Origin of the sequence: Marinomonas profundi, assembly GCF_020694005.1 — a bacterium.
In the GTDB taxonomy this organism is placed as follows: Bacteria; Pseudomonadota; Gammaproteobacteria; order Pseudomonadales; family Marinomonadaceae; genus Marinomonas; species Marinomonas profundi.
In genome coordinates this window covers 3118454-3135312 of sequence record NZ_CP073013.1, presented here as the reverse complement: position 1 = coordinate 3135312, position 16859 = coordinate 3118454, and the positions used below count along the sequence as shown (strand labels likewise).

The 16859-nt window shown below is 45.8% G+C and carries 16 protein-coding genes; 4 read left to right on the top strand and 12 right to left on the bottom strand.

Features of this window, described 5'->3' with window-relative positions; all coding sequences use genetic code 11:
- Positions 1-29 precede the first annotated feature (29 nt).
- The 8 genes from hflC to tsaE all read right to left on the bottom strand — a co-directional run bounded on the left by hflC (position 30) and on the right by tsaE (position 8690).
- A complete protein-coding gene (gene hflC / locus J8N69_RS14580) occupies positions 30-911 on the bottom strand; it encodes a protease modulator HflC (RefSeq protein WP_168826255.1) in 882 nt (293 codons plus the stop codon).
- Positions 911-2155 carry an FtsH protease activity modulator HflK gene (hflK, locus tag J8N69_RS14575; RefSeq protein ID WP_168826253.1) on the bottom strand — a complete coding sequence of 415 codons (1245 nt, stop codon included), beginning with the start codon at positions 2153-2155 and terminating at the stop codon, positions 911-913. Before hflK ends, hflC begins: the two co-directional genes overlap by 1 nt.
- A 40-nt stretch (positions 2156-2195) precedes the next feature.
- Positions 2196-3485, bottom strand: a complete 1290-nt coding sequence (hflX, locus tag J8N69_RS14570) for a ribosome rescue GTPase HflX (RefSeq protein ID WP_168826251.1) — start codon at positions 3483-3485, stop codon at positions 2196-2198.
- A 35-nt stretch (positions 3486-3520) separates the two neighbouring features.
- Positions 3521-3766 carry an RNA chaperone Hfq gene (hfq, locus tag J8N69_RS14565; protein WP_111607252.1) on the bottom strand — a complete coding sequence of 82 codons (246 nt, stop codon included), beginning with the start codon at positions 3764-3766 and terminating at the stop codon, positions 3521-3523.
- A gap of 89 nt (positions 3767-3855) precedes the next feature.
- The gene (gene miaA / locus J8N69_RS14560; protein ID WP_168826250.1) at positions 3856-4788 is read right to left on the bottom strand and encodes a tRNA (adenosine(37)-N6)-dimethylallyltransferase MiaA; all 933 of its coding nucleotides are present in this window, start codon (positions 4786-4788) and stop codon (positions 3856-3858) included.
- Position 4789: 1 nt separating this feature from the next.
- Positions 4790-6715, bottom strand: a complete 1926-nt coding sequence (gene mutL, locus J8N69_RS14555; protein WP_168826248.1) for a DNA mismatch repair endonuclease MutL — start codon at positions 6713-6715, stop codon at positions 4790-4792.
- An 89-nt stretch (positions 6716-6804) separates the two neighbouring features.
- On the bottom strand, positions 6805-8133 hold the full coding sequence (locus J8N69_RS14550) for an N-acetylmuramoyl-L-alanine amidase (RefSeq protein ID WP_168826246.1): 1329 nt from the start codon (positions 8131-8133) through the stop codon (positions 6805-6807).
- An 86-nt stretch (positions 8134-8219) separates the two neighbouring features.
- Complete coding sequence (tsaE, locus tag J8N69_RS14545; protein WP_168826244.1) at positions 8220-8690, bottom strand: tRNA (adenosine(37)-N6)-threonylcarbamoyltransferase complex ATPase subunit type 1 TsaE; 471 nt, start codon at positions 8688-8690, stop codon at positions 8220-8222.
- Between the two features lie 166 nt (positions 8691-8856).
- Here tsaE and J8N69_RS14540 point away from each other — a divergent pair, with 166 nt between their 5' ends.
- The gene (locus J8N69_RS14540) at positions 8857-9606 is read left to right on the top strand and encodes a sulfite exporter TauE/SafE family protein (RefSeq protein ID WP_168826242.1); all 750 of its coding nucleotides are present in this window, start codon (positions 8857-8859) and stop codon (positions 9604-9606) included.
- 65 nt (positions 9607-9671) lie between these two features.
- On the opposite strand, the gene orn is transcribed toward J8N69_RS14540, so the two are convergent.
- Positions 9672-10229, bottom strand: coding sequence for an oligoribonuclease (orn, locus tag J8N69_RS14535; RefSeq protein WP_168826240.1), 558 nt, complete (start codon positions 10227-10229; stop codon positions 9672-9674).
- A gap of 74 nt (positions 10230-10303) precedes the next feature.
- Here orn and rsgA point away from each other — a divergent pair, with 74 nt between their 5' ends.
- Positions 10304-11338: a small ribosomal subunit biogenesis GTPase RsgA gene (rsgA, locus tag J8N69_RS14530; protein WP_168826238.1), complete on the top strand. Its 1035-nt coding sequence runs from the start codon at positions 10304-10306 to the stop codon at positions 11336-11338.
- Here rsgA and J8N69_RS14525 read toward each other — a convergent pair.
- Both J8N69_RS14525 and motA read right to left on the bottom strand, forming a co-directional pair.
- Positions 11335-12243, bottom strand: coding sequence for a flagellar motor protein MotB (locus J8N69_RS14525; RefSeq protein WP_168826236.1), 909 nt, complete (start codon positions 12241-12243; stop codon positions 11335-11337). The two genes, rsgA and J8N69_RS14525, sit on opposite strands and share 4 nt — an antisense overlap.
- 33 nt (positions 12244-12276) lie before the next feature.
- Complete coding sequence (motA, locus tag J8N69_RS14520; RefSeq protein WP_168826234.1) at positions 12277-13131, bottom strand: flagellar motor stator protein MotA; 855 nt, start codon at positions 13129-13131, stop codon at positions 12277-12279.
- A gap of 173 nt (positions 13132-13304) precedes the next feature.
- Between motA and J8N69_RS14515 the strand changes: the two genes are divergently transcribed.
- Both J8N69_RS14515 and asd read left to right on the top strand, forming a co-directional pair.
- Complete coding sequence (locus J8N69_RS14515) at positions 13305-14822, top strand: HDOD domain-containing protein (protein ID WP_227803909.1); 1518 nt, start codon at positions 13305-13307, stop codon at positions 14820-14822.
- Between the two features lie 25 nt (positions 14823-14847).
- Entirely contained in the window at positions 14848-15708 is an 861-nt protein-coding gene (gene asd, locus J8N69_RS14510; RefSeq protein ID WP_168826231.1) for an archaetidylserine decarboxylase, read from the top strand.
- A gap of 72 nt (positions 15709-15780) precedes the next feature.
- Here asd and J8N69_RS14505 read toward each other — a convergent pair whose 3' ends face one another.
- A complete protein-coding gene (locus J8N69_RS14505) occupies positions 15781-16770 on the bottom strand; it encodes a serine hydrolase domain-containing protein (RefSeq protein WP_227803908.1) in 990 nt (329 codons plus the stop codon).
- Between the last annotated feature and the right edge of the window lie 89 nt (positions 16771-16859).

Here is a 16859-nt window from a genome sequence, read left to right as displayed (position 1 = left end):
TCACGTACGATTATTGACGAATATTCACCCTATTTAGTACCGCCACGAACAGAGCTATTCAAATACTTAAAGAATTCACTGTCTGGCTCAAGGACAAACAGATCATTATTGCCATTAAAGCTTTCACGGTACGCTTGAAGACTACGATAAAACTCGTAAAACTCAGGGTCCTGCGTATACACATTCGAGTATATAGCCGCTGCTTTAGCATCACCATCACCGCGAATCATCTCAGCATCGCGTTGCGCTTCCGCTTCAAGAACCACTTTCTGACGATCGGCATCAGCACGTATCCCCTCTGCCAGCTCCAAACCTTTCGATCTGTGCTCACGAGCTTCACGTTCACGCTCTGTTCTCATCCGTTGATAAACAGATTCACTCACATCAGACGGCAAATCAATGCGTTTAACACGAATATCAACAATGGAAATACCCAATTCATTCTGAGCGACCTGGTTCAGATCATCACGCAACTCCGTCATTAACTGATCTCGCTGACCAGAAACCACTTCGTGCATCGTTCGCTCACCAAATTTGTTCCGCAACCCGGTATCAACACGGGAAGACAAAACTCGGTTAGCAACAAACTCATCACCAGACGTTGCTTGATAGAACTTAGCAACAGAATCAATCTTCCATTTGACATAAGAATCAACAATAACAGCTTTCTTCTCTAACGTTAGGTAACGCTGAGGTTGAGAGTCCATTGTTAAGATTCGCGCATCAAACTTTTTGACATCATTCATGATTGGCAGCTTAAAGTGAATACCAGGCTGCACATCCTCTTGAACAATTTCACCAAATTTCAACACTAACGCTCGCTCTGTTTCTTTAACAACGAAAAGCGTTTGAGAAGCAATCAGCACACCGAGAAGAACAACAAATAAAATGGAAAAAGAAAAGCCTTTCATTAGTTTCTGCCCTCTCTACGGATCGTTGCACTTTGGCGCTTACGTATCTCATCAAGAACCTGATCAGTTAACGCCCCAATATTTCCCGAACCAGCAGAACCAATCGCGCTAGACGATTCCGCACGCTGTTTCATAAGCTGATCTAAAGGCAAATACATCATGTTATTTCCACCCTCGGTGTCAACAACCACTTTATTCACATCTTTATAAACCGTCTCCATCGTTTCAATATACAAACGACGACGTGTCACGTCTGGCGCTTTAGTATACTCACGATACAAACGATCAAAACGATCGGCCTGACCACTTGCTCGAGCAACAATTTCAGAACGGTAAGCTTCAGCTTCCTCACGAATACGTTGCGCTCGACCTCGAGCCTCAGGAATAACACCATTAGCATAAGATTCGGCTTCATTACGTACACGCAACTCATCCTCTTTCGCTTTAATAACGTCATCAAACGCCTCTTGCACCTGAGAAGGAGCCTGAGTATTTTCTACGTTGACTTTCGAAATCAATACGCCAGTACCATAAGCTGTACTGTAATCCTGAATCCGTGCCTTAACTTCAGCCGCCAACAATTCACGACCCTGAGTTAAAATCTGATCCATTTCAGAACTGCCCACCACATGGCGAAGTGCACTTTCTGTAATTTGCGCCAGAGAGTCCTCTGGGCTACGAACATTAATCAAAAAGTCTTTTGGATCCTGAACAGAATACTGCACAGAAATACCAACCTCGACGATAGCGTCATCAACTGTCAGCATCAGCGCTTTATGATCATGAGAACGTACTTTAGTGACATTCACCTTGCTAACGGTGTCGATCATGGGAGGATTCCAATGCAACCCAGGCATCACAGTAGAATGATACTTACCCAAACGAAGCACAACACCTCGCTCTTGCTGATCAACCTGATAAACCCCGGTCGCTGCCCACAAAGCAAGCAAAGCCAACAAAATAATGGCAATTATGCCACCACCAAATTTGTTAGACATACCCGAGTCACCACCATTGGGACCACCAGATTTGCGGGACTTTTTAACGCCCAACATATCCATCAATTTACGAAAAGCCTCATCCAAATCCGGAGGACCTTGCTCTTTGCCTCCAGGCTTGCGACCCCAAGGATCTTTATCGGCGTCTTTCTCACGACCTTCGTCCGGACGCCCAGCACCATTATTACGGTTTTTATCTGGATTCCATGGGTCATTGTCGTTATTACCCGGTTCATTCCAGGCCATACTACATCTCCACTTTATTTTAATGATAACACTGTACAGCTCAGGTGATTTCTATCTGATCTTCAGACATACCAGCACGAGCCAGAATCTGTAAATAATCTTTTTTTGGCAGTTTTACATCAAGCACAAATTGACCGGTTTCATCAAAGCGCTCCGACCTCACCGCTCCATGCTCAAACAGCATCGCCCTTAAGCGCCCATACTTACTGGGCAAATAAAGCGTTTCACTAAAAACATCTTCCGCCAATAGCTCAGCTATCGCCTGTTTAAGTAAATCAATGCCCTGACCATCACGAGCAGACAACCAAACTCGAAAAGGGTTCCCGTTAGCATCTCTATCGATTCGGGGCTCTGCCGTTGGCAAGGCATCAATTTTATTAAACACAATCAGCATTGGCACTTCATTCGCACCAATTTCTTCTAGCACAGAATCGACATGAGCCATATTCTCATCACGAGATACATCGGCCGCATCCACCACATGCAATAACAAATCCGCTTCCGAAGACTCTTTTAAGGTCGCCTGAAACGCTTTAATCAATCGATGAGGCAATTGACGAATAAAGCCAACAGTATCCGCCAACACAATAGAGCCAATCTGTTCTATATCCAAACGTCTCAACGTCGGATCCAGTGTCGCAAACAACTGATCCGCAGCATAAACATCGGCACCAGTAGCACGATTAAACAAGGTTGACTTACCCGCGTTGGTATAACCAACCAAAGAAACGGTTGGTACAGAAGATCGATCACGAGACCGACGATTCTGATCACGCTGAGAACCTACTTTTGCCAACCTTTTTTGAATAGCCTTGATACGCTCTCTAAGCAATCGACGGTCAGTCTCAAGCTGAGTTTCACCGGGGCCACGCATCCCTATACCGCCTTTTTGGCGCTCTAGGTGTGTCCAGCCTCGAATAAGACGGGTCGACATATGTTGTAATTGCGCTAACTCTACCTGCAACTTACCCTCATGGGTACGCGCACGCTGAGCAAAAATATCAAGTATGAGCCCGGTGCGATCAAGCACCCGGCACTGCAAAACACTTTCTAGATTGCGCTCTTGGGAAGGGGACAAAGCATGATCAAAAAGCACAACTTGCGCCTCTTCTCGATCCACAATATCTTTTATTTCGGCTAACTTACCAGTACCAATAAAGTACCTAGCATCAGGACGCTGACGAGACCCCGAAACAACAGCAACAGGGTCTGCACCAGCCGAAATAGCAAGTTCAACAAACTCTTCAGGTCCATAAGATTCTTTTTGATCATTAAAATCTATATGGACCAATACAGCTATTTCACCACTATCTGGACGTTCAAAAAACAATATGGTATTCCTCTGCTTGCCCGATTAAAGACAAACTATTCAGCAGCATCTTCCGGCTGATCAGGAGACGGGACGCGGATAGTACGAGAAGGCACTACCGTCGAAATGGCATGTTTATAAACCATTTGACTAACGGTATTTTTCAATAGAATCACAAACTGATCGAATGATTCGATTTGACCTTGAAGCTTAATTCCATTTACAAGAAAGATAGACACTGGCACTCTTTCTTTACGTAGAATATTTAGATAAGGGTCTTGTAATGATTGCCCTTTTGACATTGGAATCTCCTTAAGTAAGCGCAAAAAATTAAATTAAATATTGATAAAACAATATCGTAGATACTACACCAATTTATTACCGATTTCCCCTATATAATCTTGCTTTCGATGTAATTCAAGGCCTCAGGCACAAGATCTTTTGACAAACTATCAAAAATCATTAAATCTTCCCAACCTCGTAGCCAAGTTAACTGCCTTTTAGCCAACTGACGAGACGCCACCACCCCCTTAAAGATAGCATCATCTAGCAAATCATCACCCTCTAAATACTGCCACAACTGTCGATAACCAACACAACGCATTGAAGGCATATCAATAGACAAATCTCCACGCCGATAAAGCCCCTCAACCTCAGCCAAAAAGCCCTGCTCCATCATCTCATAAAAACGCTGCTCAATACGCTCATGCAAAACACTTCGCTCTTTCGGCATGACCGCCATATTGATCATCTCAAATGGCAAAGAAACGGGCTCTTGCTCAGCCCAAAGCTGGGTCATAGACCGCCCCGTCAAACGAAACACCTCAAGCGCCCTCTGCAGGCGCTGCGGATCATTAGGATGGATACGCAAAGCGGCTTCAGGGTCAATTTTTTGCAATTCTTCATGCAATGCAGGCCAACCTTTCAGCGCGGCCTCACCTTCTATAATAGCGCGCAATTCAGCATTGGCAGTGGGCATTTCTGCCAACCCTTTTTGCAGGGCATTAAAATACATCATGGTGCCCCCCACCAAAAGCGGCGTCTTGCCTTTCGACAAAATCTCTTGCGCCTGCTCAACCGCGTCTGTCACAAAATCAGCCGCCGAATAAGACTCAAGCGGGTCTATAATATCAATCAGTCGATGGGGCGCTTTAGACAACAAATCCGCATCGGGCTTTGCCGTACCAATGTCCATCCCTTTGTACACTAAAGCAGAATCGACGCTAATAATCTCAAAATCATGATGCTGAGCCAATTCGACGGCCAACCCGGTTTTCCCCGAGGCCGTCGGCCCCATCAAACAAACAACATGTGGCTTTGCCATATTAACGCCCCCTCAAAAAGAGTTTATCCAAATCAGACATAGTTAAATGCGCCCAAGTCGGTCGACCATGATTGCATTGACCACTGCGCTCCGTTACTTCCATATCCCGAAGCAGACTATTCATTTCCGCAATCGTCAGTTTACGATTCGCCCGCACAGCACCATGGCACGCCATAGACGCCATCAGCTCATTCGCCCGAGACGCCATTAAATCCGACACACCGTTCGCGGACAAATCACTAATCACATCACGCACCAGGCTCTCTACATCGCCTCGGATCAATATTACTGGCACCTCACGCACCATCACACTTTCTAACCCCGTTCTTTCTACACGAAAGCCAAACGACTCAAACACCGACCCATTTTCTTCAACAAGGTCTGCCTCACTCTGTGACACAGCAATATTAATCGGCACCAACAGGGGCTGAGAGGCAATGTTTTTTTGATAAAAAGCCGTTTTCATACGCTCATAAACAATTCGCTCATGAGCCGCGTGCATATCCACCAAAATCAGCCCTTGCTCACTCTCAGAAAGAATATACACACCATGTAATTGCGCCACCGCAAAACCCAACGGCGGCACGGCTTGATAATCCCCTTCAGACCTCACCAACGGATTGACACCCTGCCCCAAGCTACTAGGAGAAGACACTTCTCGCACTTCACCTGTTTCAGGGTCAACTGTTTCAGTGGTAGACACATATTCTTGAGCATAACCCGAAAGGCGACTCATACCGTCAAGCTGCCCTCGCACCTCGGAAGCACCCAATGAGTTTGACGCTGACCGCATCCAATCCATTGACGTAGCGCTGGGTCGATTAGACAAGGGTAAAGCGGATTGCTCAGTAATGCTCGCACCATATAGCGCAGGCTCACTGCTAACAGAATCCTGTATCCCCGTAGGCGCCGCATCAGATTCAGGCCGCACATCCGCAATCGCTTTGTGAATTCGGCTAAACAAGAAATCATGCACCAAGCGACCATCACGAAAGCGCACTTCATGCTTGGTAGGATGAACATTGACATCAACTGTTGAAGGGTCTAATTCTAGATACAAAACAAAGGTAGGATGACGGCCATTATACAAAACATCGCGATAAGCCTGACGCACCGCATGAGCGACTAATTTGTCTTTCACCACGCGACCATTCACAAAGAAATACTGCAGATCTGCCTGAGACCGTGAAAAGGTCGGCAAACCAATCCACCCCCACAGACGCAACCCCGCCGCTTCAACATCTAATGTCAACGAGTTTTCAATGAATTTTTTACCCAGTAAGGTCGCCAACCTATGCTCAGCATGCAGCTGATCAGTGACAGGACGCAAATCATAAACCTGCTTGCCATTATGACTTAAGCGAAAACCTGTCTCATAACGACTTAACGCCAGCCTTTTCACCACTTCTTCTAGATGCGCAAATTCGGTTTTCTCTGTGCGCAAAAACTTGCGCCGAGCAGGGGTATTGAAGAATAAATCACGCACTTCAATCGTCGTGCCTTGTGGATGTGAAGCAGGGCGAATCGCCGTCGCCATGTCTTTTCCCTCCGCCTCAACACGCCAAGCTTCCACTTCATTTTCAGCCTGAGAGGTAAGATGCATCCGAGACACCGAGCTGATACTGGCTAACGCCTCGCCTCGGAAACCAAGCGTACGAACCGCCTCCAAATCATCCAACGTAATAATTTTACTGGTCGCATGACGACTCAAGGCCAAAGACAAATCGTCTTTCATAATCCCCGTGCCATTATCGCGTATTTTTATACGTCTTACGCCGCCCTGCTCGACATCAATATCAAGCTGCGACGATCCAGCATCTAGGCTATTTTCGAGTAACTCCTTCACTACGGAAGCAGGCCGTTCGACCACCTCTCCCGCCGCAATTTGGTTCGCTAAACGCGGAGATAAAAGACTAATTCTTTGCATGAGCGACCTTTATGTATGAAAACAACCCTTATTACTAACAATAAGGGCCTAAAAAACAACAACAATAAGAACCTAAGAACTTAAAAAATTTACCCAGCTGGTATAACGAGCTTCTGACCTATCCGAATAACATCGTTATTCAAATTATTAGCTTGACGCAAGGTCGGCAGAGGAACTTGATTGCGACGCGCAATCTCCGACAAAGTATCGCCTTTATCTACCGTGTAAATATAGTCAGAATGCTTTTTTTGCTTCCAAGCCACCAAGGTACCATCAGGGGCATTCTTGGTAAAATAATCAACCACACCCTTAGCAATCGATGTTGCCAGCTTGACCCGGTACGCTCTACTAGATAAATTCTTCGCCTCGGTTTTATTAGAAACAAACCCAGTTTCAACCAAAATAGAAGGAATATCAGGTGATTTCAACACCACAAAACCCGCCTGCTGCACCGTATCTTTATGCAACACAGCCACGCCTCTCATTTCACCCAACACGCTATTCCCAACGTTTAAACTCATCTGAATAGTCGAGTTCATCGACATATCCAACAGCACTTCCGCCAACAGCTGATCTTTATCATCCAATGAAATACCGCCGACCAGATCAGCCGAATTTTCCTGTTGAGCCAACCACCGCCCCATCTCAGAAGTCTTACCGCTCAAAGAGAGCGCCCAAACCGACGCACCGCGCGCACTCGGTTGAGTAAAAGCGTCTGCATGAACTGAAATCATTAAATCCGCATTCGCCTCACGTGCCACACGAGAGCGGTCACGCAGCTGAAGGTAAGTATCGGTCGATCGTGTCAATACCGCTTTAAACCCATCCACCGCATTGATTCGACTCGCCAACTCTTTACCAATCGACAAAACAATATCTTTTTCTCGGACCTTGTACTGCCCCAATGCTCCTGGGTCTTTACCGCCATGCCCAGGATCAATGGCAATCACAATATCGCGCTTCTCTTTTGACAAATTCGCTAAGCTTTTAACAATGGTGGCAGGCTTTCGAGCGCCATACTCAAGTTCAACCAATATACGAGGACCATAAGTCGCATTAGCCGCCAACACCGTACTTTTGGCCTTAGCCGATTGCGCGAGATCAAGCACAAAGCGGACACCATCATCTCGCTTCGCATAACGAATTCGCATCAACACATCAGACGATAGCGCAGACAAACCATTAACGACAGACGGAGTTAAAGCGACATTACTAACATCCAAAACAATTCGTTCTGGATTGGAAAGAGAAAAAATACGATGCTCTGAGGCTTCAGACAGCTCAAATACCAAACGCGTCACCCCCTCTTGTTGAGCAACGCGAATATCTCGAACCTCTGCCGCCACCACACTTGAACATGTAATAGACAGGATTAAATTAATAAAAACAAAAACACAAATTTGAAATTTAGTATGCATATCAGACAGCTAGCTAGTATATCTGTCACACTATAACCGCTGATTAAATGGATCTCAATCTTACTTATAGTAAAGACATCTATACATCAAGAAGTAATAACCTTTTGCAAAGCATGAAAAGCGGCATAGCCTTTTTCTGTTTGCGCCTCTAAAGAAACATGACGACCTTGCCGAATCAGACCGAGAGAAATAACCCAATCCGCCTCAGGAAGCACGCCACGCCCCATATCTGCCCATTCAATCAAACACAAGCTGCCTTCTGTAAAGTAATCGCGAATCCCCATATACTCAAGCTCTTCGGCATCGGCCACTCGATACAGGTCAAAATGATTGACCTCTAAACCACTTAATTCATACGGCTCAACAAGAGTATAGGTTGGACTTTTTACGGGCCCTTGATACCCCAAGCCTCGTAATACCCCTCTTACCAAGGTGGTTTTACCCATCCCTAAGTCACCCTCTAAATAGACCACTCCACCGTTTTTTAAAACCAAAGCAATAGACCCTCCTAACCGCTCCATCGCCTCTTCACCGTACACTTCTTTTTCTATTCGCATTGCCACTATTCCTTTCCACCATTCCTTTCCACCAAAATACGGCTTAACGAGTCAGCCAGCCTTATAATGACAATTCTAATACAGAAGCCTTTTGAAACAAGCCGTATTCACTCATAATTAGCCAACACTGTATCTCATCAACCGCAAACACCTACCAAGGACTTCTATGGATTGGTTACTTATCTCCCTCATTGCCATTGCCGTTTTTATCACCGGCATCTCTAAAGGTGGTTTTTCTGGAGCCTTTGGTATCATTGCGGTACCACTTATCTCTCTGCAAACGTCCCCCACCGTAGCGGCCGCTATTATGCTGCCTATTTTATGCATGATGGACATTTTTACCGTGCAAAAATTCTGGAAGAAGTGGAACACAGAGCAGCTTATCAAGTGCATTCCAGCCGCTATCATAGGCGTTATTATTGGCGGATTGACGGCATCGTGGTTTTCGACCGATTGGCTAAAAATAATGGTAGGCGTTATTGCTGTGGGCTTTACACTCAACGCTTGGCCAAGAAAAAATCGAGTCACGCCACTCGAGCCACTTAGCGCCATTGCAGGCAAGTTTTGGTGCGGCCTTGGCGGCTTCACCAGCTTTATTGCTCATGCGGGTGGACCGCCAATGAGCGTATATTTACTCCGAGCCAATCTTGATAAAACCCAATACGTCGCAACCGCAGCCGTTATATTCACTGCAATCAACTACGTTAAGCTCATTCCATACGGCATGCTTGGGCAATTTAACACCTCAAATATACTGCTCTCACTCAGCTTTATACCCGTGGCTTTTTTAGGCGTTCAACTCGGTGCTTGGCTACATTACAAAATATCCACCACAGTGTTTTTCAAAGCCATGTACAGCTTTCTCTTTCTCACCGGGGTCAAACTTATCTGGGATGGCATTTCAGCACTAAACTAGCAACAAATAAAAAAACAAGCCTTAACGTTTTAATAAGGCTTGCCCCAAAATCATCGCAACATCATTTATTCTTTATCATCCAGACCAAACATAGTCCGGCGGTAATGTTTTAATTCGCCAATAGACTCTAAAATATCATCCAAGGCCAAGTGAGCGCCGGTTTTATGAAACCCCTCCAACGCTTCTGGCTTCCACCGTCTAGCCAACTCTTTCACCGTACTAACATCCAAATAACGGTAATGGAAAAACACTTCCAGATTCGGCATGTAACGGTATAAAAAACGACGATCTTGGCCAACACTGTTACCACAAATAGGCGATTTACCTGCTGGTACATATTGCGCCAGAAACTTAATCGTTTCGTCTTCCGCTTGCGCCATACTAATGTCCGAAGACAACACCCGAGCGGTCAAACCTGAATCACCATGATGCTGCGTACACCACTCATCCATCGCATCCATCACGGCTTTTTCTTGATGAATAACAAGGTTCGGCCCTTTTGCCAGCACATTCAAGTGCTTGTCCGTGACAACCGTCGCAATTTCAATAATGGTGTCCTGATCTGGGTCTAACCCTGTCATTTCAAGATCAATCCACACTAAATTTTCTTCATTTAAGCTCATAACCATCCAAGTCCTTTATTATCATTGCCAAGCATTATACTCTATGCGCCTTACTTTATGACCAGACGAATCCAATGTCGAAGCGAAAACTTACCAAACAACAAACTTGGCGAATCGAAAGAATTCAACAAGAGCGTGTAGAACGCACCCAAAAACGCGGCGATATTGCCGAAGAACTCCTCCAGTCTTCAGACCTCGGCCCCGAAACAGAAGGCATTATCATTTCTCACTTCGGCACCCAAGTTGAAGTTGAAGGCACGCAGGCGCCTTTTATTGGTATTTCCACACGCTGCAACTTACGAGCAAACCTAGGTCAGCTCGTTACTGGAGACAAAGTCGTTTGGCGCCCCAAACAAAATGAAGGCGGTGTGGTCGTTGCCACCACACCACGACACACCTCACTGTCGCGGCCAGACATGCACGGCAGACTAAAACCCGTTGCTGCCAATATAGACCACATCGTCGTTGTCATCGCCGCCGAGCCAGTCGCCCACGCTAATTTAATCGATCGCTATTTAGTCGCGGCCGAAACGGTTGGCATTCCGCCAGTCATTTTGCTGAATAAATGCGACTTGATTGATAGCAGCAACCAAGCAGGCTTAGACAGCCTTCTAAAAACCTATGAAGATTTGAATTACAAAATCATCAGAACATCTATTAAGCAACAAGCCGGAATGGAAGTCCTCTACGATTTTTTACAAGACAAAACCAGTGTGTTTGTTGGCCAATCCGGTGTCGGGAAATCGTCCCTTATCGGCACCTTATTACCAGGCATCGACATTAGCATTGGCGAGCTATCTCAGAAGCGCAAAAAAGGCGTACACACCACCACCACCGCGCGACTTTTCCATATGCCAAAAGGCGGAGACCTCATCGACTCTCCCGGTATACGCGAATTTGGTCTGTGGCATATTTCGGAAGAAGAATTACTGAATGGCTTTATTGAATTCAGGCCACATGTTGGCTACTGCCGATTCCGCGACTGCGCCCATGAAAAAGAGCCCGGATGCGCCATCCTAGAAGCATTGAAAAAAGGTGACATCACCGAACACCGCTTTCAAAGCTTCTTACGGATTAAACAATCTATTCGAGACAACCACGCTTTTTAAAAAAGCGTCGCAGGCGTGAGTTTTATATCAGATTGCTGGGCAGGATTACCAAAATTACGACGATTCTGATCCAGCAATTTTTTATAGGCATCGTCCGTCAATAACGTAATGCTAATGCGCCGATTTTCAGCCGCATCAGTATTAGAGCGATTATAGGGAATGGTATCTGACAAACCAATCACCTGTGCAATACGCTTATCTTCCACTCCGCCTTCTGCCAACATATGACGCGCCGCGTTCGCCCGCATAGCGGATAAGTCCCAATTATCAAGACGCCCCGCACCGCTAAAACTCGAAGAATCCGTATGCCCTGTGATCACGATGGGGTTTGTCACCTTATTAAAAATGGGCGCCATACTCAGTAAGGTATTTTCAATATCCGGCATCATTCGAGCACTGCCACGCTCAAACATAGGCTTATTAGGGTCATCCAATAATGTAATTCGAACCCCCAATGGCGTAATTTCAATGCGCAAATTAGCGACCTCAGAAACCACTATATTCATTCTTTCCATTTCGTCACGCAGCACATCATTTAGACTATTAGAGTCCGCTGATTCCGAACCATTGCCTGATCGGGTGTCGCGAGACATTACATCGGTACTGCCAACTTCAGGCAACTGCAAGTCCAACTTTTTCTCTGTGCTCTTTGCAGGACTTCCACCCAAATCAATCGGGTTCGCACTATAACCTGCGGTGGATTTTCCTGTCGGATCTTGAAAATACCCCTCGATGCTTGCCAACTCTTCTGGAGAGGCCACACTCAACAACCACAAAACCAAAAAAAGCGCCATCATTGCTAAGGCAAAATCAGCCAACGCAATTTTCCACGCACCACTGTGCCCACCTGCTTTTTTGACTTTCTTAACGCGGCGAATCACCACCCCATTCGAGCCTAACGCCATCCCATACTCTCCTTCACTCGAATTAATCGAATATCAACGGTACTGCCTAAGATCATTCGACAACTCAATAAAACTCGGCCGCATATCAGGCGGCAATAATTTGCGCCCCGTTTCCACCGCAACAGGAGGAGCATAGCCAGAAACAATGGAATTCAAACAAGCCTTAACACACAAATAAGCTTTCAGCTCATGAGTCCCTAAACTTTCCAAGTGAGAAGCCGCCGGCCCAACAAAACCATAACCAAAGAAGATACCCAAAAAAGTCCCCACTAACGCCGCCGCTACGTGTGTCCCTATCTCTTCCAAAGGGCCACCGATAGACCCCATGGTAATAACAATCCCCAATACCGCCGCCACGATACCAAACCCCGGCAACGCCTCAGCGACTCGATTCAAAGCATGGCTTGGAGCGACAAGTTCCTCTTGGATTTGCTCGATTTCATTGTCCATAATTGCCTCCATTTCGTAAGCAGGCAAACCGGTCAATGTAAAAATCCGATAATTATCGGTCAAAAAATTGATCACCTCATGATCTCGAATCACATCAGGAAAACGATTAAATAACTCACTTGTAAAAGGCGATTCAATGTCTTCTTCAATCGACAAAAAGCCATTTTGGCGACTTTTATGAAAAAGGCAGTACATCAACCCCAGCAACTGAGTGTAAAAGCGCTTATTATGACGACTACCTGAAAACACTTGCGGCAACATGCTAAATACTTTTTTCTGCAGCACAAATGGATTCGCAACCATAAAAGCACCTAACGCAGAACCACAGATAATCACCACTTCAAACGGCTGCCATAGCGCCAACATTTTTCCATGTGATGCCAAGTAACCAAACACCACACTCACAATAACCACTAGCACGCCCGCGAACGCAAACATATTTTCTTCCTTAATACTGACAAAGTATGCTCTGATCTCAATATACAGTATGATTGACGAGATCAAAACATAAGAGCACATAGAGAAAGGCAAACAGTCACTTTAATTTGTCGCCTGACTTGTTAACCAAAAACGCTAATAGGCCAAAACACTCACAACCAACCGAGCTATAAATGTCATCTGCTATGAACGACACAACACCTTTTGGGAACGACACAACACCTTCTGGCCTAAACGAGTGGCTACATTTTTTAAAAAACAAAAGATTCCCCGTCAGAGCGGTTAATTTGGCGCGGCTAAAAACTCAAATCAAACGAACAGAAGACACGCTGGATGGCATACAAGCCAACATCGCATCGGACCCTCTACTTGCTTTCGCCATATTAAACGAAGCCAATAGAATTGTGCCGAATAAAAACAACGAAATAAAAACCCCCTTCCATGCCGCCGCCATCGTTGGCATGAAAGGTCTAGAAAAACTCTTACCACAATTCATTCCTTACGAAATCAGCAAAAAAAAATCAGCGCACCTCATTGCCTTTTTGAGCGAACTACAGACCAGCTATGAAGCCGCCGCCATCGCGAGGCACTGGACCATCAAGAAACTCTCAAGCCACGAAGACGATATTTTTTGGGTCACGCTATTTCGTGATGCCGCCAGATGGTTATTGTGGTTCTACGCTTACCCCACCATGACCACGCTCAATCAAAAAATAAAACAGGGGGAACAAGCCAGCCAAGCAGAAATCAGCACCTTAGGATGTCGAATTGATGAACTCACCGTCCACCTTTGTCATGCTTGGAACACGCCGAATAAAATCATCGACTCATTTTTGACCAAACACGTACCCAACCACAAAGAGCTGCAGTCTTTGGCGCATTTAGCGCATCATCCCGATGAGCTACCGGGCTTTACCGAAGACAAACGACTCAACATATTAACGAACAACCCTCTTATTTTTTCTTACTGTGCAAACAAGGTCGCACACCAAGCCAATCTAATGGGATGGAACGCAAAGAACCTGCCTTTTTTCTACCGAGTTGTCTCAACGGCCATACATCGGCACCTAGGCGAAATCATACAGTCTGCCCACTTAGCCAGCGCCGAAGCCGCCACACTATACAACACAGGCGGAAGAGCCCCTCTTGCACAGCAGCTGCTTGACCCTAATCTATACAGTGAAAGCAAAATGGATCAGACCACAAAAGTCGCCATTTCGCCGATCACAACCCTAAAAAAAGCCTTAGAAAAGGCAACGGACACAGACACAAAACAAAAAGCCAGCCTTGCACTAAAGACCATCAAGCAGGCCATCCCAAATGCGCAACACAGCATTATTTTTAAACATTCAAATTCAAACGCCACCACAACACCCCTGTTCCAATCCGGCTATCAAAGTGAAACCATCCGAAACATTCAATGGAACGCCCCTTCTGAGGTATTTAAAAAACTGTCTACAACGAAATCGGCAACACACTTATTCGGTTCAAAGTTAGACAAACTACGAGCAGAATTACCTCATACCTCAGGCCAAATTATTGAGACAAACAGCCACCTCATGTTGGCGTCGACCCCAACCGCAGACAACGAAATGTCCCTATTTTGGCTAGAATCGCGCACAGAATTTAATGAACAAGATTACAAAAACCTTAAACACATCGTGTCTTTAATCAGCCACACGCCAGTATAAATTCATCAACATCAGGACAAACACCGTGACGAAAGATCAAATTTTTGCCTTTGCACAACACATCACACCACAAAAAACCCTATCCCGTGCCATCGGCCGAATAGCAGAATGCGAAAACAGCTGGGTGAAAAACACGTTTATCGGTCAATTTGTCAAAAAATACCAAGTCGACATGTCCGAAGCGGTAAACAGCAACCCCTTGTCCTATCGCAATTTTAATGATTTTTTCACCCGCGCCATTCGCCCTGAACTACGCCCCATCTGTGACGAAGACAAGAGTATTGCCTGCCCAGCCGATGGCGCTATCAGTCAACTTGGTCACATTGAACACGGCACATTATTTCAAGCCAAAGGCCACCATTACAGCCTGACCAGCCTACTGGGTGGCGATGCGGCTCTATCCAATCAATTTTTAGGCGGCACTTTCGCAACCGTTTATTTATCGCCTAAAGATTATCATCGCGTGCACATGCCACTGACTGGCAAATTAACCAAAATGATCCACATCCCAGGCAAGCTATTTTCTGTCAACAAAGTCACCGCAGAGCAAATCCCCAATGTTTTTGCGCGCAATGAACGCACCGTTTGCTTATTTGACACAGAAGCAGGCCCAATGGCCGTGATACTGGTAGGCGCCATGATTGTCGCCAGCATAGAAACCGTCTGGGCAGGACAAGTCACGCCGTTCAACAAAAATGTCGTCACTTGGGACTACAGCGAGCTCAGCAAGATTGAAATTAACAAAGGCGAAGAAATGGGCCGATTCAAACTAGGTTCAACCGCCATTGTCTTATTTGGCAAGAACGCCGTTAACTGGGAAGCATCACTACAGGCAGAAAGCCCAACGAAGATGGGCATGCCTTTTGGCAAAGTGACCCAAGAATAAACCTATTTCAGGACGGGACAACAGAGCCTCAATAAAAGCCTGCTCGAAAAAGGCAGGCTTTTATTACACAAATCATCCAGCTGACTTAATCACAGGCACAACATCCCTACTCACCATGTCATGCAGTAAATCTCGATAGCCCGTGCGCCCGGAAGGAAGATGTTCTTGAGAGGTGATCGCAATCGTTAAATCCAGCTCTGGTAATACGTAAATCATTTGTCCGCCATACCCCCAACCATAATAGCCTTTTACACCAGCGAAAGACTGAATAAACCAGCCATAGCCGTATTCCCCTTGATGAAAACGAGACTGCGTTCTTGGCGTCCAGCTTTCCTCAATCCATTTTTCAGATAACAAGCGCTTACCCGACGCAGTCACACCGCCGCGACGATAAAGTTCCCCAAAGGCCAATAATGACGCTGGCGTCATGCCCACTTGATTCCCCCCCATGGGAATGCCTTGCGGATCGGTTTCCCAACTTTCAATCTTCACACCAGAACCTTGAAACCATTTATTCGCCAGACGATAAGTATGCTCACCACTTTGCGCCATAATAATAGCGGACAGCAAATGCGTATTGCCCGTGGAATACTGCATATCGCCTCCCACCGCATCAACAAATGGCCAAGCAAGCACGGTTTTCACCCAATTATCACTGACTACCCAACGGCCATAATTGCGACCTGATGCCCGCTCTAGCCCTGCCTGCATAGACAACAAATGGCCGATGGTAATTTGACTTAAACGGGGGTCAGGATCATTGGGCAGCTGATCAATAAACAAAGGCGCTATAGGCTGATCCACACCTTCCACAACGCCACGCTCAATCGCCATCCCAACGATGGCAGACATCACAGACTTTGACGCCGACTTAATATTGGCAACGGCACGAATATTTGCCTTGTTATAGGCTTTCGACCAAATAACCTCGCCTTTATGCGCCATTTGCACGGTTTCAATATTAGGAAAATCTTGGGCCGTTTTATCCATAGCGCTCAAATCAAACCCACTAACCTGAGCACTAGCTAAGCAAAACAACACACTCGGTAATAAAAAACGCATCCTAGATAATCCCCCCTCAATCACTGACAAATAAAACCCCCTAACCATAAAAAAGTTCTTCACAAAATGACATAAAAAAGCCTGCAATT

Coding starts and splice junctions, on each gene's coding strand:
- hflC (WP_168826255.1), bottom strand. CDS start 911: ATGAAAGGCTTTTCTTTTTCCATTTTATTTGTTGTTCTTCTCGGTGTG.
- hflK (WP_168826253.1), bottom strand. CDS start 2,155: ATGGCCTGGAATGAACCGGGTAATAACGACAATGACCCATGGAATCCA.
- hfq (WP_111607252.1), bottom strand. CDS start 3,766: ATGTCAAAAGGGCAATCATTACAAGACCCTTATCTAAATATTCTACGT.
- miaA (WP_168826250.1), bottom strand. CDS start 4,788: ATGGCAAAGCCACATGTTGTTTGTTTGATGGGGCCGACGGCCTCGGGG.
- mutL (WP_168826248.1), bottom strand. CDS start 6,715: ATGCAAAGAATTAGTCTTTTATCTCCGCGTTTAGCGAACCAAATTGCG.
- J8N69_RS14550 (WP_168826246.1), bottom strand. CDS start 8,133: ATGCATACTAAATTTCAAATTTGTGTTTTTGTTTTTATTAATTTAATC.
- tsaE (WP_168826244.1), bottom strand. CDS start 8,690: ATGCGAATAGAAAAAGAAGTGTACGGTGAAGAGGCGATGGAGCGGTTA.
- J8N69_RS14540 (WP_168826242.1), top strand. CDS start 8,857: ATGGATTGGTTACTTATCTCCCTCATTGCCATTGCCGTTTTTATCACC.
- orn (WP_168826240.1), bottom strand. CDS start 10,229: ATGAGCTTAAATGAAGAAAATTTAGTGTGGATTGATCTTGAAATGACA.
- rsgA (WP_168826238.1), top strand. CDS start 10,304: ATGTCGAAGCGAAAACTTACCAAACAACAAACTTGGCGAATCGAAAGA.
- J8N69_RS14525 (WP_168826236.1), bottom strand. CDS start 12,243: ATGGCGTTAGGCTCGAATGGGGTGGTGATTCGCCGCGTTAAGAAAGTC.
- motA (WP_168826234.1), bottom strand. CDS start 13,131: ATGTTTGCGTTCGCGGGCGTGCTAGTGGTTATTGTGAGTGTGGTGTTT.
- J8N69_RS14515 (WP_227803909.1), top strand. CDS start 13,305: ATGTCATCTGCTATGAACGACACAACACCTTTTGGGAACGACACAACA.
- J8N69_RS14505 (WP_227803908.1), bottom strand. CDS start 16,770: ATGCGTTTTTTATTACCGAGTGTGTTGTTTTGCTTAGCTAGTGCTCAG.